At 68.0% G+C, this 21,722-nt stretch carries 17 protein-coding genes; 9 read left to right on the forward strand and 8 right to left on the reverse strand.

The annotated features are described in order from the left end of the window. Positions 1-19: 19 nt before the first annotated feature. Positions 20-1,477 (forward strand): sensor histidine kinase, encoded by a 1,458-nt coding sequence (locus BLT03_RS09320; protein ID WP_092742667.1) that lies wholly within the window; start codon positions 20-22, stop codon positions 1,475-1,477. A gap of 39 nt (positions 1,478-1,516) precedes the next feature. On the opposite strand, the gene BLT03_RS09325 is transcribed toward BLT03_RS09320, so the two are convergent. The 4 genes from BLT03_RS09325 to BLT03_RS09335 form a co-directional block, all read right to left on the reverse strand. After that, complete coding sequence (locus BLT03_RS09325; protein ID WP_245711299.1) at positions 1,517-1,840, reverse strand: DUF4148 domain-containing protein; 324 nt, start codon at positions 1,838-1,840, stop codon at positions 1,517-1,519. 241 nt (positions 1,841-2,081) lie between these two features. Beyond that, positions 2,082-2,420: a DUF4148 domain-containing protein gene (locus BLT03_RS09330; RefSeq protein ID WP_092742669.1), complete on the reverse strand. Its 339-nt coding sequence runs from the start codon at positions 2,418-2,420 to the stop codon at positions 2,082-2,084. Between the two features lie 983 nt (positions 2,421-3,403). After that, positions 3,404-4,291 (reverse strand): hypothetical protein, encoded by an 888-nt coding sequence (locus tag BLT03_RS23850; protein ID WP_139160355.1) that lies wholly within the window; start codon positions 4,289-4,291, stop codon positions 3,404-3,406. Between the two features lie 442 nt (positions 4,292-4,733). Next, positions 4,734-6,407, reverse strand: coding sequence for an adenylate/guanylate cyclase domain-containing protein (locus tag BLT03_RS09335; RefSeq protein WP_245711300.1), 1,674 nt, complete (start codon positions 6,405-6,407; stop codon positions 4,734-4,736). Positions 6,408-6,553: 146 nt separating this feature from the next. Here BLT03_RS09335 and BLT03_RS09340 point away from each other — a divergent pair, with 146 nt between their 5' ends. Continuing rightward, on the forward strand, positions 6,554-7,261 hold the full coding sequence (locus BLT03_RS09340) for a Crp/Fnr family transcriptional regulator (RefSeq protein ID WP_092742670.1): 708 nt from the start codon (positions 6,554-6,556) through the stop codon (positions 7,259-7,261). 127 nt (positions 7,262-7,388) lie between these two features. Here BLT03_RS09340 and BLT03_RS09345 read toward each other — a convergent pair whose 3' ends face one another. Next, positions 7,389-8,303, reverse strand: a complete 915-nt coding sequence (locus BLT03_RS09345) for a LysR substrate-binding domain-containing protein (protein WP_092742671.1) — start codon at positions 8,301-8,303, stop codon at positions 7,389-7,391. A 111-nt stretch (positions 8,304-8,414) separates the two neighbouring features. On the opposite strand from BLT03_RS09345, the gene BLT03_RS09350 reads away from it, so the two are divergent. The 4 genes from BLT03_RS09350 (at position 8,415) to xopAC (BLT03_RS09365) (ending at position 13,964) form a co-directional block, all read left to right on the forward strand. Next, positions 8,415-9,377, forward strand: a complete 963-nt coding sequence (locus BLT03_RS09350) for a tripartite tricarboxylate transporter substrate binding protein BugE (protein WP_092742672.1) — start codon at positions 8,415-8,417, stop codon at positions 9,375-9,377. 18 nt (positions 9,378-9,395) lie between these two features. Further along, positions 9,396-10,352 (forward strand): N-formylglutamate amidohydrolase, encoded by a 957-nt coding sequence (locus tag BLT03_RS09355; RefSeq protein WP_092742673.1) that lies wholly within the window; start codon positions 9,396-9,398, stop codon positions 10,350-10,352. 167 nt (positions 10,353-10,519) lie between these two features. Continuing rightward, positions 10,520-12,160: a leucine-rich repeat domain-containing protein gene (xopAC, locus tag BLT03_RS09360; RefSeq protein WP_092742674.1), complete on the forward strand. Its 1,641-nt coding sequence runs from the start codon at positions 10,520-10,522 to the stop codon at positions 12,158-12,160. A 172-nt stretch (positions 12,161-12,332) separates the two neighbouring features. Beyond that, positions 12,333-13,964, forward strand: a complete 1,632-nt coding sequence (xopAC, locus tag BLT03_RS09365; RefSeq protein ID WP_092742675.1) for a XopAC/AvrAC family type III secretion system effector — start codon at positions 12,333-12,335, stop codon at positions 13,962-13,964. Between the two features lie 41 nt (positions 13,965-14,005). Here the strand turns inward: xopAC (BLT03_RS09365) and BLT03_RS09370 are convergent, their stop codons facing one another. Genes BLT03_RS09370 through BLT03_RS09380 form a run of 3 tightly spaced genes read right to left on the reverse strand, consistent with a single transcriptional unit; the run spans position 14,006 to position 16,306 of the window. Beyond that, entirely contained in the window at positions 14,006-14,794 is a 789-nt protein-coding gene (locus tag BLT03_RS09370; protein WP_092742676.1) for an SPOR domain-containing protein, read from the reverse strand. Positions 14,795-14,819: 25 nt separating this feature from the next. Next, entirely contained in the window at positions 14,820-15,659 is an 840-nt protein-coding gene (locus tag BLT03_RS09375; protein WP_092742677.1) for a biotin--[acetyl-CoA-carboxylase] ligase, read from the reverse strand. Beyond that, positions 15,656-16,306 carry an SET domain-containing protein gene (locus tag BLT03_RS09380; protein ID WP_092742680.1) on the reverse strand — a complete coding sequence of 217 codons (651 nt, stop codon included), beginning with the start codon at positions 16,304-16,306 and terminating at the stop codon, positions 15,656-15,658. The genes BLT03_RS09375 and BLT03_RS09380 overlap by 4 nt, the downstream gene beginning before the upstream one ends. A 102-nt stretch (positions 16,307-16,408) precedes the next feature. Between BLT03_RS09380 and BLT03_RS09385 the strand changes: the two genes are divergently transcribed. The 3 genes from BLT03_RS09385 (at position 16,409) to BLT03_RS09395 (ending at position 21,655) form a co-directional block, all read left to right on the forward strand. Next, the gene (locus tag BLT03_RS09385) at positions 16,409-19,381 is read left to right on the forward strand and encodes a DNA topoisomerase III (protein WP_092742681.1); all 2,973 of its coding nucleotides are present in this window, start codon (positions 16,409-16,411) and stop codon (positions 19,379-19,381) included. Then, positions 19,378-19,572 carry a hypothetical protein gene (locus tag BLT03_RS09390; RefSeq protein WP_092742687.1) on the forward strand — a complete coding sequence of 65 codons (195 nt, stop codon included), beginning with the start codon at positions 19,378-19,380 and terminating at the stop codon, positions 19,570-19,572. The genes BLT03_RS09385 and BLT03_RS09390 overlap by 4 nt, the downstream gene beginning before the upstream one ends. A gap of 106 nt (positions 19,573-19,678) precedes the next feature. After that, positions 19,679-21,655, forward strand: coding sequence for a UvrD-helicase domain-containing protein (locus BLT03_RS09395; RefSeq protein ID WP_092742688.1), 1,977 nt, complete (start codon positions 19,679-19,681; stop codon positions 21,653-21,655). Positions 21,656-21,722: the final 67 nt, after the last annotated feature.

Raw genomic sequence — 21,722 nt, forward strand, 5'->3', positions numbered from 1 at the left:
AGCCTTCCCGGCGGCCGTCTTGAAGATCTTCCAGCGCGAGCAGCGCTCCCTCTTCGGCGAAATCCTCGACTGGATGCTCACGCCGCTGCTGCTGCTGTGGCCCGTGAGCCTGGCGCTCACCTGGCTGGTGGCGCAGGGCCTGGCCAACAAGCCGTTCGACCGCGCGCTGGAGTACAACGCCCACGCCCTGGCCCAGCTCGTCACCGTGCAGGGCGACAAGGCGCAGTTCAACCTGCCGCAGCCGGCCAGCGAGATATTGCGCGCCGACGAGTCCGACATCGTCTACTACCAGGTGGTATCGCCCACGGGTGAATTCCTCTCGGGCGAGCGCGACCTGCCGCGCCCGCCCGCGCCCGAGGACGAGCGGCCGCTGTCGGGCGAGGTGCGGCTGCGCGATGCCGAGTTGCGCGGCATCGAGATCCGCGTGGCGTCGATCTGGGTGCGCGTGCCCTTGCCGGGCGCGCCGGCCGCGCTGGTGCAGGTGGCCGAAACGCGCGAAAAGCGCAGCGTGCTGGCCACCGAAATCATCAAGGGCGTGATGCTGCCGCAGTTCGTCATCCTGCCGCTGGCCGTGCTGCTGGTGTGGCTGGCGCTGGCCCGCGGCATCCAGCCCTTGAGCCTGCTGGAAGAGCGCATCCGCGCCCGCAAGCCCGACGATCTTTCGCCCCTCGACCACAAGGCGGTGCCGCTGGAGGTCGCGCCGCTCGTGGATTCGGTGAACGACCTGCTGCGGCGGCTCAACGATTCGCTGGCGACGCAAAAGCGCTTTCTGGCCGATGCGGCCCACCAGCTCAAGACACCGCTGGCCGGGCTGCGCATGCAGGCCGACCTGGCGCAGCGCGAGGGCACCAGCACCGAAGAGTTGAAGCGCTCGCTGCTGCAGATCGGCCGGTCCAGCATTCGCGCCACGCACACGGTGAACCAGTTGCTGGCCCTGGCACGCGCCGAAGGCAGCGGCACCGCGCTGGCGCGCCAGCCGGTGGACCTGGCGCGGCTGGTGATCGAGGTCGTGCGCGATTCGGTGCCGCATGCGCTGGAAAAGCATGTGGACCTGGGCTACGAGGGTGCCGAACCCGGCGCGCCCGGCGTGTGGATGGACGGCAACCCCACGCTGCTCAAGGAACTGGCGCGCAACCTGCTGGACAACGCCATCAACTACACGCCCTCGCGGCCCGAAGCGCCCGGCGTGATCACCGCGCGCGTGCTGGCCGACACCTTCGGCCACGTGCTGCTGCTGCAGGTGGAAGACTCGGGGCCGGGCGTGCCGGCAGGCGAGCGCGAACTGGTCTTTCGCCCGTTCTACCGCGTGCTGGGCAACGAGGCGGACGGCTCGGGCCTCGGGCTGCCGATCGTGCTGGAGATCGCCCGCCAGCACGGCGCCACCGTGCAGCTGGAAGACGCGCGCCCCGGCCACGTGCCGCCGGGTGCGCGCTTCAGCGTGCGGTTCCAGGCCCATCCGCCGCCGCCGCCGGCATGATCCTGCCCGGCTTCAGCGGCGTGCAAGGCCCGCCAGCGTTTATTGGCTGCTGACGGCCGCAGCGCCGGGGGCGCGGCCTGCCTCGGCCTGCAGCGCGCCGCTGCGCAGGCGCTGGTATTCGGCCACGCGCTGCGGGTTCGTGTCTTCCAGCGCTTCGGAGCGATCGCCTTCGTTGACCCGGTTCAGGCCGGCGCGCTGCCACAGGCGCGTGTCCGCTTCCACGGCGGCACGCGTAAGTGTGCTGCGGGCGACCACGGGCTCGTCGCCGAAACGGTCTTCCTGCGAGGGCGCGGCGTGGGCGGCAGAAGCCGTGGCGCCTGCGAAGGCGATGGTGGCGAGGGCGATCAGGTGCTGAGTGTTCATGGTGTGCATTCCTTGGGTTTGAAAGGGTGTCGAAAAGGGTGTCGTAAAGGGCAGTGCGAAGGTGCCTGCTTGGGTCCCAGTTTCGGCGTTTGGAACGGTTGTGTATGTGCGTAAACGCACAGCTGAGCACACGTCGGCCCATCCGGTCAGCGGCCGGGCGGGCAAGAAAAAAGCCCCGGTGCTTGGCGCACGGGGGCTCGGTCGTTTGGCGCGCTGCGTGCGCGCCAGGATGCGGGGGGCATCAGTTCATCGTGGTGCTGGAGGCCATGCCGGCGACGTTGTGGCCGCCGCCGACGCGCTGGACTTCAGCCATGTATTCGGGGCCGCTGCGCAGGCGCTGGTACTCGGCCAGGCGCATCTGGTAGGCGGGATCGGCATCGGGCGTGCGGTCTGCCGCCTCGAACTGGTTCAGGCCGGCGCGGTTCCACAGGTTCAGATCGGCCACGACTTCAGCGCGCGTCAGGGGCTGGCCTTGCTCCACGGGCTGGGCGCCGAACTGGTCTTCCTGCGACACGGGGGCGGCGGAGGCGGCACCGGCGAAGGCGATGGCGGCAATGGCGATGAGATGCTTGCGGTTCATGGTGAGAGATCCTTCCTTGATCGAGACTTCAACTGGACTGCAGCGCAGGATTGCGTCTGCATGGAAGCCAGTTTGCGCCGCTGCCCCCGCCAGGTCTGTGCGAAAACGCACAGTTTTGTGTAGGTCTGTGGCCTACCGGCCCGTGCGACCCGGGGCACCCGGGCGTCCGACATCGCCGCGCTTCCGAGGGAGAAATGGTGCATTGCAACATCGCGTTACGAAGGTGATTGGGTCTTTGAGCGCCGCGTTGCACGCTAGCCAACTCGTCGTCTTGTAGCGCAACTTGCGCCCCTTGGGCTCATTCAGCGGTTCAAGCTCCCAGTTCGACGGGCCGCATTTGTGCAACAGAGCCGGTTTGCACGGCTATGTTGCAAAAATGAATTTGCTTGCTGAAAAAAGAAAAACACTAAAGGGAAAGATTCTTGCGCGCATTAGGGCGCAAGAATCTTTCGCAAAGAACGATGATCTGGAGATAACAAAACCGGTTTGCTCAATATTCTGAGCCTCAGCTACTAAACGCAGTTGATTAAATCAAATGGCGGGCACCACGGTTCCATTGGGCCGACGATAACAACGCCTCCCGGACCGATGTCACCTGGTGGATAGGGGTACCAAACTGGTGTTGGCCCCTCGAGCGGGGGAGAATACCCTCCGACTGGTAATCCCTCGCCACTATATCCTCGGCCAGAATCTGGCTTCTTTTCAATAGGAGTCCAAGTAGTCGCACCTGAAGTTGGTGTAAGGTACTTCACGCATTCCACACCATTGCAAATAGTCACAGTATCATTTGCTTGCCATAACGGAACGCGTGGATTTACATAAACCGATATAAAAAGCCGAGCATCAATCGGGTTCATTGGTGCTGCGCACCCTCTACATAAATATGAGCCATAGTCGGCCGCTATGCATAGTATGGCAGTGAAAAAACCAACAGCTAGCCAAAATACAGACTTATTTCTTGCAAGCATAATGCCCTCCACTTCTCATTTTAAATTAGACTGAATTTGAGCTGCTTTCTTCATTCCTTCGCGCCTTTGCTCCGGAGTAAATTTATCTACAACATAGCTCATGTAGTTATTCAAACTATCCTTTAACTCCTTGGACGTTTCATGATTGCTCTGAAGCGATGAAATCCATAGCAACTCATACGCATAAGACGTACTCTGATTAGAAAGGCTCCCTAAAATTGGATCATCTTTACTCGCGCCATACATTGATGCAAGAGTTTTATAGGACCTCAGATCACCTTCTTTGGCTGCCTGCTCTAAAAACTGCACAGCCGTCTTGTTCCAACTGGCTATTTCATCTTGAGTTAATGGTATGTGTTCATTAGACGTCGGCCACCGACCGAGTGGGCCGGCTTCGAAATACAACATTTTTGCTTCAGCATCACCACTTTCTGCCAACTCTGCAAGAATATTCTTGCGAAGGGAAAAAGCCGAATCATTAAGCCCCCCGCAGTACTTAATGTAGTCCTGATTCACATCTAAAAGACTATTTGCATCATCCACTGACCCACGAGATCTTTGTGCCCCAGCAACTTGACCAACTGTTCTACGATTGGCGCAATAGCTGAGTCCGCTTATTATTTGGCCCTTTTCTAGATTGGTATGAGCGCTCTTCGCGCTATATTTTGAAAAAATCTCATGAACAGGATACTTGGGCTTGTGCATCCCCGTCATCCAGTCAGCGATATTTAGCTTTTCATCTGAAATCGCGTGAGTTACGGAATTCAATTCTCGAGTCACTTCGTTGGATTCCTCGTCAGTCTGAACTCTTTCCCAAGGAAACGCTGAGCCTTTCAATCTGTCGGAGACTGGCACGACCGCAGACCCGCCCTCAATGCCAATTGGTCTTGTCTTTGCAGTCATAACTAGGTAAGTGATGACTGCGACTAAGCACAAGACCACGAATACGGTAACGACAGGGCGCTTTACGAAGCCTTTAATTGACAAAAGTGATCCTCCTGAGGCATTCTAAATATTCGGAAACAATTATCAATGCGAATGGCATTGTTGCATAAACAATCTTCTTCCATATTGCCGCTTTCAGCGAAGGGTTCTTGCTATCAGAGTGGCGCAATATTCTTCTGAATTCTGGCACTTTGCAGCAATGGATTTTATTTGTGCGACAAAGCCAGTTCAGGCTATGACCATACCATTACACACAAGTATCTGATCCCTTATGAATCAACAGCTTAGGAGCGATGGTGCGCGGCATGCCGGGGATCCGTGGCGTGAGCAAAATCAATAACTTACGTTCACGCAAGCCATCGCTGGCTCATGCCCTTCGACTTGTGTGTAATGGGATGGGCTACGACGCGCCGCCGCCGAAGAGCGGCTCGCCCCACTGCTGGGCGGGGTGGACGACGTAGAGCACCTGCAGCGGCGCCGATCGGCCGCGCACCGTCACCGGCTCGGGTACACCGAGCGAATCGGCCACGCCCGCGAGACGCGCCGCGTCGAGCGACAGCACGAGCCGCGCGGAAACCACCTTGGAGTAGTCCTGCAGCCGGCTGGCGGTGTTGACGACTTCGCCCACCGCCGTGAACGTGGTGGTGTCCTGAAAGCCCACTTCGCCCACGGCCACGGTGCCGGCGTGCAGCCCCATGCCGAAGTCGAGCGGCTGCCCGAACTGGTCGGTGAACGAGGCGCCCCAGGCGTCCATGCGCTGCTCGATGAGCGCGGCGGCGCGCACGGCCTGTGCGCAGGCGGTGGGCAGATCGGTGTCGAGCCCGAAGATCGCCATCACGCTGTCTCCGATGAACTGGTTGGCCAGTCCGCCGCTGTCGCGCACCGCGGCGCCCACCCGGTCGAAATACTGGTCCAGCACCCACGCCAGATCGAAGGGCCACTGCCTCTCGGCCAGGCCCGACCAGCGGCGCAGATCCACGAACAGCACGGCCACCTGGCGCTCGCGCCCCAGGGGCCGCGCTGCGGCTGCCGCACCGGGCTGGAACAGCGGCGTCACCGCGATGTCGCCCCGCGGCCGCAACTGGCAGGCCAGGCGCACGCCGGGCGGGGCGTTCACGCGGCGCAGGGTGCGGCGTTCATCGCGGCCCGGGGCCGGCAGGTGTTCGGCCGGGCCTTGCACGCGCACGCGGCAGGTGGAGCAGCGCGCCCGGCCCCCGCACACCGACAGGTGCCCGATGCCGTGCTCGCGGCTGGCCTCCAGCACCGTCATGCCGCGCGGCACCTGCACCGTGCGGTCGGGGTAGCGCAGGGCGATGCGCTTGCCGCCGCGCCGTTCGCGCACGGCCGTGACGGCCCAGCGCGCCAGCAGCAGCCCCGCCACCAGTGCGATCCAGCCGGTGCGCAGCGCCTCGGACAGCGCCCGCGATGCCTGGGCGTCCTGCGGCGCGGGCACGGGCGCCTGCAGCATGGCCCAGGCGATCTCGCGGCCCATTGCCACCACGCCCAGCGCCGCCAGCACGGGCAGCAGCACCGCCGCAGCCAGCAGCGCCGGCTGCCAGCGCTGCCACGTGGGCCGGATGCGCAAGGCCATGTGCAGGCCCAGGCAACCGTGGGTCCACGCCACTACCAACAGCGCCAGTTGCTGCCACAGCCCTTCGGGGCTCCAGATGGCGCGCACGATCCGCACGTACGACGGCTCGACCCCGAACACGTCGCCCACGTAGCGCGTCCCCACGAAATGGCCGATGAGCAGCAGCGGCAGCAGCAACCCCAGCAGCAGGCGCAGGGCTTCCACCGCCGGCATGCGCAGGCTGCGGCGCTGCCACAGGGCCGCCCCGGCCATCGCCAGGTGCACGCCCACGGCCCCGTACAGCAGCGCCGTGCCCGGCAGCGTGCCCCACGCGCCATGCACGGCGCGCCGCAGCGCTTCGGCCGCGCCCAGCGAGACCAGCCCGGCGGCATGCGTGGCCAGGTGCAGCGCGACGTAGAGCCACAGCACCACGCCGCTGGCCCATCGCAGGTTGCGCGAGGACGGAAGGGGCAGGCCGGACAGAGGGGAGCGGGGGGCGGTCAAGGGAGGGCGGTCGGTGGGAGGCCCGGCGCATTCGGCCGAGGGCGGCGCTGAGCATAATGCGGCACCGGTTTCGCCGGCCGGCTTCTGCGCCGGTCCCAGCGCCTGAGGCCGCACCTGTTTCCTTCCAGCCCCGGCTGCCCGCCTGCATGAACACTCCCCCCGCCCGATCCAGCCTGGCCCTGCGCCGCATTCCCTTGTTCGAGGGCCTGGGCGAGGCCTGCCTGGACCGCCTGGCCCAGCAGTGCGACTGGCACCAGCTCGCGGCGCGCAAACCGCTCTTGTCGCGCGCGGCCGAGGGCGGCGACGTGTTCTTTCTGATTGCCGGCCGCCTGCGCATCACCACGTATTCGGCCAGCGGGCGGCAGGTCACCTTTCGCGACTGCGAGCCGGGCGAGCACATCGGCGTGATCGCCGCCATCGACGGCGGACCGCGCTCGGCCGACGTGGTGGCCGTGGACGACACCCTCGTGGCCAGCCTGTCGCGCGAGGGCTTCCTGGCGCTGCTGCGCGACGAGCCGCTGGTCGCGCAGCGGGTGATGCACTACCTCGCCACGCTGGTGCGCCAGTTGTCGGACCGGGTGATCGACCTGAGCACGCTGGGCGTTCATCACCGCCTGCACGCCGAACTGCTGCGCCTGGCCCGCCTGGCCGGCGTGGAGGCCAACCAGGCCCGCATCGAGCCTGCCCCCGCCCATGCAGACCTGGCCAGCCGGATCAGCACGAACCGCGAACAGGTCACGCGCGAACTGGGTGCGCTCGTGAAGGCCGGCGTGCTGCAAAAGGACGGCCGGGCGCTGGTGCTGGTCGATGCGCAGCGGCTCGAACGCATGGTGGCCGAGATGCGCGGAGAATGAGCGCGGAGTTGGGGGATCGGGTACGTTGCGCGGTTTGCTATTGTTTTAATAGCTGTCAGCGCATGAAAGACGGCGGTGCCAGGCACTTTTGGCTTGAATCGCCTCAATGCTCCCGGTTCGGCCCGGCTCAGTGGCCGGCAGCCGTCTCTGCCGCCGGGCCCAGCAGCCAGTGGCGGAACCGGTCCAGCGTGGCCAACTGGGCGCGGGCCTCGGGATAGCAGAACCAGTAGCCCAGCTCGCTCGTGTAGCCGCCCTGCGCCAGGGGCTCGGCCACCACGCCCGCGGCGATCTCGTCCTGCACCAGGCAGCGCGGCACCAGCGCCACGCCCATGCCCACCGAAACGGCGCGGATCATGCTCTCGAACTGGTCGAACTGCGGGCCCGCCAGCGCATCCAGGCCGCCCACGCCATGCACCTCGCTCCAGCGTTCCCAGGCGTCGGGCACCGAGACGTGGCGCAGCAGGGCGCTGCGCACCACGTCGCGCGGGGCGCGAAGGGGGCTGGCGTCTCCCGCGCCGGCGGGCGGTGCGATCAGCGCCACGTCGTTGCCCGCCAGGTAATGCGCCCGCGCACCGGGCCAGTGGCCGTCGCCGAAGAGAATCGAGCAGTCCAGGTCGGGGTTGGCGAAGTCGTAGCCGTGCACGAAGGGCACGAAATGCAGCGTGATCTGCGGGTGCTGCTGCTGGAACTGCGGCAGCCGCGGAATCAGCCATTTGGCGGCGAAGGTGGGCAGCGCGGACAGGTGCAGCGCGCCGCCACCGTCGCTGCTGGTGATCAGCTCCAGCGTGGCGGCCTCCAGCTTGGCAAGCAGGGCCCGCACGGCCTTTTCGTAGCGCTCGCCGGCGGGGGTGAGGGTCAGGCGCTTGCGGCTGCGCTCGAACAGCGCGATGCCCACCCAGCGTTCCAGCTCCTGCATCTGCTTGCTGACCGCGCTCTGCGTCAGGTGCAAGGCTTCTGCCGCGCGCGACACGCCGCCGAAGCGCGCCACCGTGCAGAAGGCCCGCAGCAGGTGCAGGGGGGGATTGAGTCGGCGCAAAGACATGGCAGGCTGCTTCTCAAAACATTCTTGAATGGAATGTTAACAGGCACATCAATTGCTTTTAAGTGTTCACCGAATTCGGTAATCTCTGCCCCATCACCGAGGAAAAATCCTATGCAACGCCGTCAATGGATCGCAGCCGTGGCTGCAGCAACTGTCCTTCCTGGAATGTCTTACGCGCAAGACAAGCCTTTGCGCATCATCGTTCCGTTCCCGCCCGGTGGCGCCACCGACATCGCCGGGCGCGCCCTGCAAGAGCCGCTGCAGCGCCTGCTGGGCCAGCCGGTGGTGATCGAAAACCGCGCGGGTGCCGGCGGCTCCATCGGCATGTCCGAAGTGGCGCGCGCCGCGGGCGACGGCCTCACGCTGGGCGTGGCCACCCTGTCCACCCACGGTGTGAACCCGGCCGTGTTCTCCAAGCTGCCCTACGACCCCATCAAGGACTTCGCCGGCGTGACCGAGATCGTGAAGGCGCCGGGCGTCATCGTGGTCAATCCCAAGGTCCTGCCGGTGAAGGACTTCGCCGAACTGGTGAAGTACCTCAAGGCGAACCCCGGCAAGGTGTCGTACGCCACGCCGGGCAACGGCACCATCGGCCACATGTGGGGCGAACTGTTCAAGATCAGCACGGGCACCTCGATGGTGCACATTCCCTACCGCGGTGCCGGCCCGGCCATCAATGACGTGGTGGGCGGCCAAGTGCCGGTGTACTTCGACCAGGTGGCCTCGTCGCTGCCGCACGTCAAATCCGGCAAGCTCAAGGCCCTGGCCGTGTCCTGGCCCGAGCGCCTGGACGTGCTGCCCGATGTGCCCACCTACGCGCAACTGGGCTTTCCGCAGGCCAACGAACCCTCGTGGTTCGGCCTGGTGGCTCCGGTGTCCACCCCTGCCGCCGCCGTGCTGCGCGTGCAGCAGGCCGTGGCCGCGGCGCTCAAGGAAGCCGCCGTGCGCGACCGGCTCGCCGGCCAGGGGCTCTATGCTTCCGGCACCTCGCCCGCAGACTTCACGAAGCAGATCGTGCGCGAGATCGACAAGATGAAGAAGGTGGCCGCCTATGCCAAGATCCAGCTCGACTGACACCGCAGGAGTGCGCCTATGCATGCAGCGCTGCAACTGATCCAACGCCGCCACCGCCTGGAGGCCGCCCAGCCCGGGGCGGCGGGCGCCCCGGCGGCCCCGCCCGCACCTGCGGCCCCGCCCGCATCTGCGGCCATGCTGTCCACCGTGCCGGGCCGCACGGCCCTGGTGCTCGACTCGCCCCACAGTGGCACGGTGTACCCCGACGACTTCCGCGCCGCCATCGACCTGCCCACGCTGCGCCGCGCAGAGGACACGCACGTCGAAAAGCTCTACGGCTTCGCGCCCGCGCTGGGCGTGGCCTGGGTCGAGGCCCACTTTCCGCGCATCTACCTGGACGCCAACCGCGACACCACCGAGGTGGACGTGAGCATGTTCGAGGGCGAGTGGACCGACCCCGTCACCACCGACCCGGTCGTGCTGCAGAAGGTGCGGCTGGGCAAGGGGCTGATCTGGAAGTTCACCGACGAGGGCGTGCCCATCTACGACCGGGCCCTGGCCGTGGCCGAGGTGCGTGCCCGCATCGACCGCTGCTGGCGCCCCTACCACGCCGCCGTCGCCCGGGCCATCGACGAAGCCCATGCCCGGCACGGCTACAGCGTTCACATCAACTGCCACTCCATGCCTGCCGTGGCCGCCAGCCATGCCACGCTGCACCCCGGCCTGCACCACGCCGACTTCGTGATCGGCGACCGCGACGGCACCACCGCCAGCCCGGCCCTGTCGCAGGCGATCTGCGCCTTCCTGCGCGAACGCGGCTACAGCGTGGACTACAACCACCCTTACAAGGGCGTGGAGCTGGTGCGCCGCTACGGCAACCCTGCCGCCCACCGCCACAGCATCCAGGTGGAGATCAACCGCAAGCTGTACATGGACGAGCAGACCCTGGCCATCGAGCCGGCCGGTTTCGCGCGGTTGCAGGGCGACCTGCGCGCGCTGGTGGACTGGCTGCTGGCGACCGATCCGCGGGGCTAGGGCGAAGGGTTCCTGTCTCCGAAGCATTGGCATTGCAGCCTGGCGGGCTGCGGCGGAACTTCGCTGGGCGGGTGTCGCCTTCGCACGGGCGGCGCGGGCAGGGCGGCCGCTCTCGTAGATTGCGGGCCCCAATCCCAACACACGCTTGGCCGCGTGCCCGCCTCGCCATGCCATCGCTTGCCACTTTGTTCGCCCGGGACCCGCACACGCCCCGTTCCGAAACGGTATCTCCGTCCGCATCTCCTGCTGCCACCAATCCCTTTGCCAAAGCTGCCGGGTCCAAACCTGCCTCGCGGTCCCTGCCTGCGTCGCCGCACGCCCAGGCCCTGCCGCCGCGCTCATCCGGCGGCGCCACCGCCGCAGGCGCCCTTGTGCCACGGGATGCGGCCCTCGGGCTGGCGCGCTGGAAACAAGACCTGCAGCGCTGGTGCGACGCCGATCCGCACCGCGCCCGGTCGAGCCATTCCCGGCGGTTCGCCTGTCTGCCCGCGTGGGGGCGCAAGTCCAGCGATGACCTGCCCCTGCTCGCCGAGCAGCGCGAAACGGCGATGCAGCGGGTGCTTGAATGCCACGCCCAGGGCGCCGATGGGCGATCCCTTGACCTGAAGTGGCTGTCGCTGTCCTCCCTGCCTCCAGGGCTGGACCGGCTCCCGCACCTGGAAACGCTGGACCTGTCCAACAACATCGGCCTCTTCGCCGTGCCCGAAGAGCTGGCCCGGTGCCAGAGCCTGCGCCGCCTTGCGGTGCGCAACGGCCTGGTCGCCGAAGTGCCATCTTCGATCTTCCAACTGCCGAACCTCGAAATCCTCGACCTGTCGGCCAATCCGCACCTGATGGCGCTGCCCGATGCCGTAGCGCAGGCGCCTCGCCTTCGGACGCTGCAACTGTCCCACTGCAACCTGAGCCGGCTGCCCGAGGGCATGGCCAACATGCCGGCGCTGCAGGTGCTCGACGTTTCGCACAACCTGGAACTGCATGCCCTGCCGCCCGGCCTGCTCGGCCGCAAGATTGCGCTGTCGCTGCAAGGGACGCCCGTGGCGCTCATGGACAGCCTGCTGCAGCCGCTCGCAGTGAGCCCGGCGCAGCGCGCCGAATGGCAAAACCACCTGGCTCCACTGTCGGAGGACTGGCAGCAACGCCAACCTTCGTTGCAGCCCGGCGGTCCGGCGCGCGCAGCCGTGGACCGGGCATGCAGCGCGCTCTCGCTCCAGCTGCGCACCGACCGCATGGACCCTGCCCGCGCAGAGGCGGCCTGGGCCGATGCGAACGCAGCCGTGCAGGGCTGGCTGAGCGCGGGCCTGCCGATCACCCGGGAGCGGCTGGTGGAGATTGGCTGGCGCATGAATGGCCGCCCCTCCGGTGGGCCGCAGCTTCGGGCCGTGGAGGTTCAAGCCGTCCCCGCCGGCCCCCACGGCTTTGACGTCGCCGTCGCCGAACACCTCGACCATCCGCGGGTCGGTTCGCTGCCCGGCCATCTGGACGCTCTGGAGCAGTGGCTGGGCGCAGGCAGTGCGACCGCAGGCGCGGCGCTGGACGCCGTGGAGCATTCCGCGCTGCTGTACCGCGCCCTGGTGAGCCTGCGTCCGTTCGATGAAGGCAGTGCGCCGGCCGCCCTCATGGCGATGGATTGGGCGCTGCAGCGGCAAGGCTTGCCGCCCGTCACCGGCGATGGCAGCGCGCAGTTGGCAATGGCGCTGGCTGGTGCCGCGTTCTTCCCTTCGTCTGGCGATGCCGATGTCCCCGAACCCCTGATCGCCGCCATGGTGCAGGGCATGCAGGAAACCGCGCGCACCGCGTCGGGCGGCTGAGGCGGCCCTTCACGGGCGAGCCGCCGTGCTGCGGAAATTTCGCACGCGCGGCCATGGCATCGCATCCCCGGCACTGCGCGCCGGGCCGGGTTTGTAGATTGGATACACCCCGTCACGCATGGCGGGTTTTTGTCACCAACCCCTCACTCCACGTTGCCCGCGTGACCCTGCCATGACCACGACCACCGACTTCCATGCCCGCGTATCCCACAGCCCTGGCGCCGAAGCCGGCGGCCTGACCAACGACGATTCGGCGTTCCGCTTCCTGCGTCGCCACTATTCCGCGCCCGGCAACGCCCGCCCGGCCGCTCCCGCTGCGAACACCCCCGACATGGACCGCTGGCTGAGCGAACTGCAGGACTGGTGCGACGCCGACCCCAACCTGCCCCCGCCCCGCAAAGAGGGCCTGTGGGCCCGCATGGTGGGCCGCCTGCGCCCGTCCGCCGCGGATCTCGACGATGAAACCGAAGGCGCCGCCACGTTCGTGGAGCGCCGCCGCGAGGCCGTGAACCGCGTGCTCGCCTGCCATGCGATGGGCGAAGAGGGCTGGCAGCTCGATCTGCGGGTGCTGCGCCTGTCGTCCCTGCCGCCGGGCCTGGACCGGCTGCGGCACCTCAAGCACCTGGACATCTCCGACAACACCGGCTTTCACCGCCTGCCCGAAACCCTGGCGCTGTGCCGGGGGCTGCGCACCCTCACGGCGCGCAATTGCTTCGTCACCGAAGTACCGCAGGCGCTGGCCTGGCTGCAGCACCTGGAGCTGCTGGACCTGTCGGCCAACTTCGGCCTGCGCGAGTTGCCCGATTCGCTGGCGCAGGCGCCCCGGCTCGCCACGGTGATCCTCACGCACTGCGGCCTGCAATCGGTGCCCGAGGCCATGGCCCGCATGCCCGTGCTGCAACTGCTGGACCTGTCGCACAACCTGCAGCTGCACTCGGTGCCCGCCGCCGTGCGGGACCACCCCGCGGTGGACCTGGCCGGCACGCCCGTGGCGCTGCTGTCGAACCTGCTGCAGGCCCCCCGCTGGAACCCGCCGCAGCAGGCTCGCCTGGCTGCGCGCCTGGATGGCGTGGTCGTCGGCTGGCAGGAGTGCCTGGGCGTGCTGCGCAAGAACGCCGGCCTGCGGACCGAAGTGAACGCCTGGCGCAGCGGCCTGTCGCTGGTGCTGCGCACCGACGGCGTGGGCACGGAAGACGCCTGGTCCGATGCCATGCAGGCCGTGGGCACGTGGCTGCATGCGGGCCAGCCCATCACGCCCGAGCGTCTGCTGGAGATCGGCTGGCGCCTGAACGGCTGCCCCGCTGGCGGCCCACGGGCCCGCACGCGCGAATTCCAGCGGCTGGCCGCCGGCACGGCCGGGGCGACGGTGTTCGGCGACCCCGGCGTGCCCACGCCCAGTTCGTTTATGCCCGGCCCGGGCGAGCAGCGCAGCTATCCCATGGCGGCCTCGCTGCCGCGCCATCTTGAAACGCTGGCGGCATGGCTCTCGCCCGCCACGGCGGTCTATCCCGCGCTGACCCGGCTGGAGGCCGTGGAGCGCGCCGCGCGCCTGTACCAGGCACTGGTCAGCCTGCGCCCGCTCGACGAGGGCAACGCGCCCGCCGCGCTCATGGCCATGGATTGGGCCTTGCAGCAGCATGGCCTGCCGCCCGTCGTGCTGGAGGAATCGGTGCTGAGCCAGGCCGTGGTGTTCGCCGAAGAGCTGCCCAACGAAGGCCCGAACGCCCTCGTCACCGCGCTGGTCGAAGGCATGGAAGAACTGGTGCACACCCTGTGCCCCGGCAGCCTGCGGCTGCTCGCCTGACCCTGCGGTGAATGGACGGGCCGGCGCCTTGGCCGGTCAGGTCAGCCGCAGGTGCGCAGCGGCCGGCTCGCCAGCAGGGCGCGCATCTGCGTCTCGGCCTGCGTGCGCAGCGCCGGGGTGGCGGCCGGCAGCCGCAGCACATAACCCGTGGCATCGGTGCGTTCCTGCACCACGCGTGCGGTGCGCACGCCCTGCGTGCCCAGGGTCGCCAGCGCGCGCTCGGCGGCTTCCTCGGTCGAAAAGCGGCCCAGCGACAGGCCCGGCTCCAGCGCGGCGCCTGGCCGGTCGTAAGGCACCTTGCGGGCGCGCAGTTCGGTGCGTTTTTTCTCCAGCGCCTCTTCGTCGGCGAAGCGGCCCATGTAAACCATCCAGCGGCCGGTGAGCGAGACCGGCTCCAGCACCCAGCTGCCCTGCGGCAGGTTGGCGGCGGCCGTGCGCAGGGCATCGAGCTGGCCTTTGTCGAACGTGCCGGCCTGCAGGCATGCGGCCGGCTCGGCCGGTGTCGCCGCCACGGAAGCGGGCTCGCTGGTGGCGGGTGCGGGCGTTGCAGCCGGGGCCGCAGGCGTGGCCGATGCGGCGGCGTCACTGGCCGCGCCGGCACCGTTCGCGCTGCCGCTGCTGCTGCCGTTTGCATTGCCGTTGCCATTGCCACTGGTGCTGGCACCGCTGGCGCGCCCCACGCGCAGGTTCTCGGGCTGGATCTGTTGCTCCAGGCGCTGGGGCTCGCTCTGCTCGGGCGGGGCCCAGCCCCAGGAGCGCAGCAGCCCTTGCGACCACGCGTAGTAGCCGGCATTGGCCAGCAGCAGAACCAGAACGGCGGCGCGCAGCATGACGGTGATCCTTTTTCTCGCGCGCTCAGCGCGGCGGCGTCTGGCCGGCGGGTCGCACGCTGACTTCGGAACTGGTCACGGCCTGCATGCCGTGCGCCGTGTGCACCAGCAGGGCGCCGTCTTCGCCCACGCCATGGGCCGTGCCCGCGGTGCCGTCGCTCAGCGCCACCGCACGGCCGCTGAGCACGTCGCGCTGGTGAAAGCGTGCCTGCACCGGCGCGAAGCCGTAGGCCTCGAAGCTCTGGAGCATGGCGATCAGCGGCGCGGCGATGCGCAGCAGCGCAGCGGGCGCATCCAGGCCGGGCTCCACGTCCTGCAGGCTACCGGGCGGCGTGCCGAGGCCCTCGGCCTGCGGCGGCTGCACGTTGATGCCGATGCCCGCCACCACGTAGCGCATGGCGGGCGGCACGTCGCCGACGGGCGCGACGAGGCTGGCGGTTTCCACCAGAATGCCGCCCAGCTTGCGGTCGCCGTCCAGCCACAGGTCGTTGGGCCATTTGAGGCCGATGCGTGCGGCACCGGGGCGCACCACGGGCTGCAGGCTCTCGGCCACGCTCACGCCCACGGCGAGCGACAGGCCCGACCAGTCGGCCGGTGCCAGCGGCAGGCCCAGCGAGAACGTGAGCGAATCCCCCACTGCGCTGCGCCAGGGCCGTCCCAGGCGCCCGCGGCCGGCGGTCTGCTGCTCGGCCACGAGCAGCGTGGGCTCGGCCAGGCCCGCACGGGCGCGGCGCATGAGTTCGGTGTTGGTGGAATCCACGCTCGGCAGCACCTCGACGGTGAAGCCCGGCAGCACGGGGGCCACGGCTTCCCAGATGGCCTCGGCGGGCCAGCGGATCGGGGCGGCAAGCGGGTGGCCGGTCACCGGCGGGGGCTCCGTGCCTTGGTGGTGGGGCGGGATGGTGCGGCGGTCTCGGCCGCAGCAGGGGCCTTGGCTTTTTTGGCCGCCTTGCCGGTGGGGCTGGCCTTGTTGCCGGGCTTTTCGGCCTTGGCAGGCTTTTCAGGCGCGAGGCCAGGGGGCGCCCAGCCGCGCTTGGGTGCCAGCAGCGTGCCGCGGCAGTTGGCGCTGCCGCACCAGCAGGGGTATTCGGCCTTGAGCTTGGGGGTGTAGCGCTCGTCGATGATGAGGCCGTAGTCGTAGTTCAGCTCGTCGCCTGCGGCGATGTTGCGCAGGGCGGTGATGAAAATGCGGCCGTCCTGCTCGTCGGCGAAACAATTCGGGTCGCAGCTGTGGTTGATCCAGCGCGAGGAGTTGCCGCCGAACTTTGCGTCGATCACGTGGTCTTCATCCACGTGGAAGTAAAAGGTATGGTTGGGCTGCGCGGGATCGTGCGGATGCCGGTCCTGGGCCTCTTGCCAGGTGATGACCTCGCCGGTGTATTCGATCAGCACTTCGCCTTCGGCGATATCCTGCACGGCGAAGACGCCCTTGCCATGCACGCCCGAGCGCCGGGTCTGGAGGCGGCGCCCCGGTGCGGACGGGGGGGCTTCGGGCGATGCGGTGCGGGGCATGGCAAAAACTCTGTTAGTTTGAATAGGCACACAGGTGCGTGCGCGTGTACGCGTGCGAAGAAGCGGATTGTAGAAGCGCCTTTCAATGGCGAAACCCACAACATGACCAAGACACTGGTAATTGCAGAAAAACCCTCGGTGGCCCAGGACATCGTGCGTGCGCTCACCCCCGTGGCGGGCAAGTTCGACAAGCACGAGGACCACTTCGAGAACGATCGCTACGTGGTCACCAGCGCGGTAGGCCACCTGGTGGAGATCCAGGCGCCCGAGGAATTCGACGTCAAGCGCGGCAAGTGGAGCTTTGCCCACCTGCCCGTGATCCCGCCGTATTTCGACCTCAAGCCGGTGGACAAGACCAAGAGCCGCCTGTCGGCCGTGGTGCGCCAGGCCAAGCGCAAGGACGTGACCGAACTCATCAACGCCTGCGACGCGGGCCGCGAAGGCGAGTTGATCTTCCGGCTGATCGAGCAGTACGCCGGCGGCTCCAAGCCCGACAGCAAGGGCCTGGGCAAGCCGGTCAAGCGGCTGTGGCTGCAGTCCATGACGCCGCAGGCCATCCGCGACGGCTTCGAGTCGCTGCGCTCCGAGCAGCAGATGCAGGGCCTGGCCCATGCCGCGCGCAGCCGCTCCGAGGCCGACTGGCTGGTGGGCATCAACGGCACGCGGGCCATGACGGCCTTCAACTCGCGCGACGGCGGGTTCTTCCTCACCACCGTGGGCCGGGTGCAGACCCCCACGCTGTCGCTGGTGGTCGAGCGCGAGGAAAAGATCCGCAAGTTCGTGAGCCGCGACTATTGGGAAGTGCATGCCGGCTTCCATGCCGAGGCGGGCGAATACCTGGGCAAGTGGTTCAACCCCCAGTGGAAGAAAAGCGAAGACCCCGAGGCCAAGGCCGACCGGCTGTGGAACCATGCCGACGCGCTGGCCATCGCCGAGGCCGTGCGCGGCAAGGCCGCCAGCGTTACCGAGGAATCCAAGCCCACCTCGCAGGCATCGCCCCTGCTGTTCGACCTGACCAGCCTGCAGCGCGAGGCCAACGGCAAGTTCGGCTTCAGCGCCAAGACCACGCTGGCTCTGGCGCAAAGCCTGTACGAACGCCACAAGGCCCTGACCTACCCGCGGACCGACTCCCGCGCGCTGCCCGAGGACTACCTGCCCGTGGCGCGCGATACCTTCGGCATGCTGGCCACGAGCGGCATGCGCCACCTGGCGCCCTTCGCCCAGCAGGCACTGGACGGCAACTATGTGAAGCCGACCAAGCGCATCTTCGACAACAGCAAGGTGAGCGACCACTTTGCCATCATCCCCACGCTGCAGGCGCCGAGCGGACTGTCAGAGGCCGAGCAGAAGCTGTACGACCTGGTGGTGCGCCGCTTCATGGCCGTGTTCTTCCCGAGCGCGGAATACATGGTCACCACGCGGGTGAGCCAAGTGGTCAACCACAGCTTCAAGACCGAAGGCAAGGTGCTGGTGCGGCCGGGCTGGCTGGCCATCTACGGCAAGGAAGCGGCCGACGAGGTCGAGGGCGCCAAGGACGGCGACAAGGGCCAGAACCTGGTGCCGGTCAAGCCCGGCGAGATGGTGCGCACCGAGTACGCCGAGCCCAAGGGCCTCAAGACCAAGCCGCCCGCGCGCTACTCCGAAGCCACGCTGCTGGGCGCCATGGAAAGCGCCGGCAAGCAGATCGACGATGAAGAGCTGCGCTCGGCCATGCAGGAAAAGGGCCTCGGCACGCCTGCCACGCGCGCGGCCATCATCGAAGGGCTGCTGACCGAAAAGTACATGCTGCGCGAAGGCCGCGAGCTGATCCCCACCGCCAAGGCCTTCCAGCTCATGACCCTGCTGCGCGGGCTCGAAGTGGAAGAGCTTTGCCGCGCCGACCTCACGGGCGACTGGGAGTTCAAGCTCTCGCAGATGGAAAAGGGCCTGCTCAGCCGCGAAGCCTTCATGGCCGACATCGCCAAGATGACCGAGCGCATGGTCAAGAAGGCCAAGGAATACGACCGCGACACGATCCCCGGCGACTACGCCACGTTGTCCGCGCCATGCCCCAACTGCGGCGGCGTGGTGAAGGAAAACTACCGCCGCTACGCCTGCGTGGGCAAGGCCGGCGACGGCTCGGACGCCTGCGGGTTCTCGTTCGGCAAGTCGCCCGCCGGCCGCACCTTCGAAACCGCCGAGGCCGACCGGCTGCTGCGCGACAAGAAGATCGGCCCCCTGGAAGGCTTTCGCTCCAAGGCCGGCTGGCCGTTCACGGCCGAGGTGGGCATCGTCTATGACGACGAGGCGCACAACTACAAGCTGGAGTTCGACTTCGGCGACGACAAGAACGCTGAAGAGTCGGGCGAGCTCGTCGATTTTTCCGAGCAGGAAAGCCTGGGCGCCTGCCCCGTGTGCGGCGCGCCCGTGTACGAGCACGGCAGCAACTACGTGTGCAGCAAGGCCGTGCCCACGGCGGCGCAGGCCACGCCCAGCTGCACCTTCAAGAGCGGCAAGATCATCCTGCAGCAGCCCGTGGAGCGCGCGCAGATGAGCAAGCTGCTCGCCACCGGCAAGACCGACCTGCTCGACAAGTTCGTCAGCATGCGCACGCGCCGCGCGTTCAAGGCGTTCCTCGCCTGGGACAAGGAGGCCGGCAAGGTCATCTTCGAGTTCGAGCAGCGCGAAAGCAAGTTCCCGCCGCGCAAGACGTTTGCTGCAAAAACAGGAGCAGCCGGCGCAGCAAAGACGGCGGCAGCGGCCAAAAAGGCTGCAAAACCTGCCGCCAAGACCTCGTCCGCCGCCAAGTCCGCTGCGGCCAAGAAGGCCCCCGCCGCGCCCAAGGCACCGCGCAAGCCCGCTGCCGGCAAGGCGCCCAGCGCCCTGCTGGCCGCGGTGATCGGGCCGGAACCGGTCGCCCGGCCCGAGGCCGTGAAGAAGATGTGGGACTACATCAAGGCCAACGGCCTGCAGGACGCGACCAACAAGCGCGCCATCAACGCCGACGCCAAGCTGCGCCCCGTGTTCGGCAAGGACCAGGTCACCATGTTCGAGCTGGCCGGCATCCTGGGCAAGCACCTGGGGGGCGAGGCATGAGCGCGCTCGCCCGCATCGGCCGCCGTCTGGCGGCGGTGGCGGCCCTGGCGCTGCTGGGTGGCCTCGCCGGCTGCGCGGGCGGCGCGCCGTCCGAGGCGCCCGCCCGCGGCACGCACGGCATCGGCGGCCAGGGCTCGAGCGGCGTCACCGTGTTCGGCGAGATCGACGTGAGCGCCGAGCGCCGGCGCTGAGTCCGCTGGTCCCTCGCCTCTCGCTCCTTCCTTCGCTCCCGCTTGCGCTCTGCGCCCCAGGCCCCCTGCACGGGGCCCGGCGCGGGCCCCGCCTGAAAAGAAATCCTTGGCGACCACCCCCGTTCCCCTGTTCCAGGCCAAGCAGATCGTGCCCACGGCCGAGCAGCAGGCGATTCAGCAGTCCGCCGCGCGCACGCTCGTCATCGAGGCCAACGCCGGCGCGGCCAAGACCACCACGCTCGCCCTGCGCATGGCCGAGGCCTGGGCGCGGGGCGTGGCGCCCGGGCGCTGCCTGGCCCTCATGCACACGGCCACCGCCTGCCAGGCGCTGCAGGCCGCGCTGCGTAAGATCGGCGTGCCTGCGCCCGTGGCGCAGCGCTTTCGCATCGCCACGTTCGACGCCTTCTGCGCCGAAATGCTGGCCGACCAGTACGAAGCCGCCGTGCCGCACCACCGCCACCTGGAAGAGCTGCGCCCCTTCGTCTGGCAGGCCGTGCAGCGCGTGGAAGACAACGAGCACGAACGCTGGCGCGACGAGTTACTGCTGCCCACGCTGGGCGACGCCGGCTTCGTCGAAGAGTTTCTGGCCACCAGCGTGTGGCTCAAGGGCACCATGAAGGACGACCTGGAGCGCGATGGCAGCCCGGCGTCGCCCGACCATGCCGGCAGCATCGGCGTGGGGTACACGCAGCTCAAGGTGTTTCTGGCCTACGAACGCATCCGCCGGCGCGAGCTGGCCGACGAGCCGCTGTTCCGCGGCCCCTTCGATGCCACCTACGACCTGGCGCGGCGCCTGCACGGTGGCGACACCGCCGCCAGCCTGCCGCGCTGGCCGCGCGGCGCGCAGGCCGTGCTGGTCGATGAAATGCACGACATGAACGAGGCCGCCTTCCGCGTGCTGCGCGAGTTGCTGGACACCACGCAGTGCACCTTCTGCGGCGTGGGAGACCGCGACCAGGTCATCTACGGCGCGCACGGGGCCGACGCTGCCTTCATGGGCGATGCCATCACCGCGCACACCGGCCGGCCCGTGGCGCGGCTGCGCCTCACGCCCAGCCACCGCTTCGGCAAGAAGCTCGCGGCCAAGGCCGGCCGGCTGGCCGCCAAGCCCTACGACTCGCTCGCCGGGCACGACACCGCGGTGGAACTGCTCTCGTACGGCGATGCCGCCGACTGCGTGGAGCAGGTCGCGCAGGCCGCCGCGCAGTGGCGCGCCCGGCCGCGCGCCAAGATGGCCGGCTTCGCCGTGCTGCTGCGCCATTCCAACCAATCGGTGGGCATCGAAAACCGGCTGCTGGCAGACAACGTGCCCTACACCGTGAGCGGCTTCGACAGCTACCTGCTGCGGCCCGAGGTGCTGCTGGTGCGCGGCCTGCTGGCCGTGGCCACCGACAACTTCGACAGCGTGGCCGAGCCCCGCACCCGAGAAAAGCTCATGCGGGCGCTGGTGTTCTTCTGCGGCGCGCGCATCGTCGTGGCCGGGCGCGAACACGAATCGCAGCAGGCCCTGCTGGACGACGCCATCCGCAGCGTGACCGACAACCCGCTGTTTCTGCAGAACTTCTTCACCCACCAGATCGTCGCCAACGTCGAGCCCGCCATGCAGCGGCGCCTGCGCAACGCGCTGCAGGTGGCCGGCGAGGCCGGCGGCCAGGGCACCCTGCCGCGCCTGCTGGAGGCCTTGCAGATCGATGCGGTGATCCGCGAAGTCTTCGTCTCGCGCCAGCGGCGCGACGACGCGCTCGCCAACCTGGCCGGCCTGTGCAGCGCGGCCGAGGGCTTTGCCAGCGCGCGCGACTACTTTCTGCACCTGAACCGCGCCGAGCAGCGCCAGCGCGAGCTGCGCAGCACCGCCAGCCTGGTGCTCGCCAACATCGAAGACGTGAAGGGCCTGGAGTTCGACCACGTGGTGATCCCGTTCCTGGAGCAGGGCGTGTTCCCCGTGCCCCAGGCGCCCTACGCGCAAGAAAAGAACACGCTCTACGTCGGCATGACGCGGGCGCGCCAGCAGCTCACCCTGCTGTGCCACCGCACGCGGCCGGGCGTGTTTCCCGGGCAGCTGGGATATGCCCCGTCGGCCTGACGGAGCGGCTTTCACCGCGCCCATCCCTCGTCGCTTTCCTCTCCTTTTTTTCTCCATCCACCCATCC

This window comes from Paracidovorax valerianellae (assembly GCF_900102625.1).
Classification (GTDB): Bacteria; Pseudomonadota; Gammaproteobacteria; order Burkholderiales; family Burkholderiaceae_C; genus Paracidovorax; species Paracidovorax valerianellae.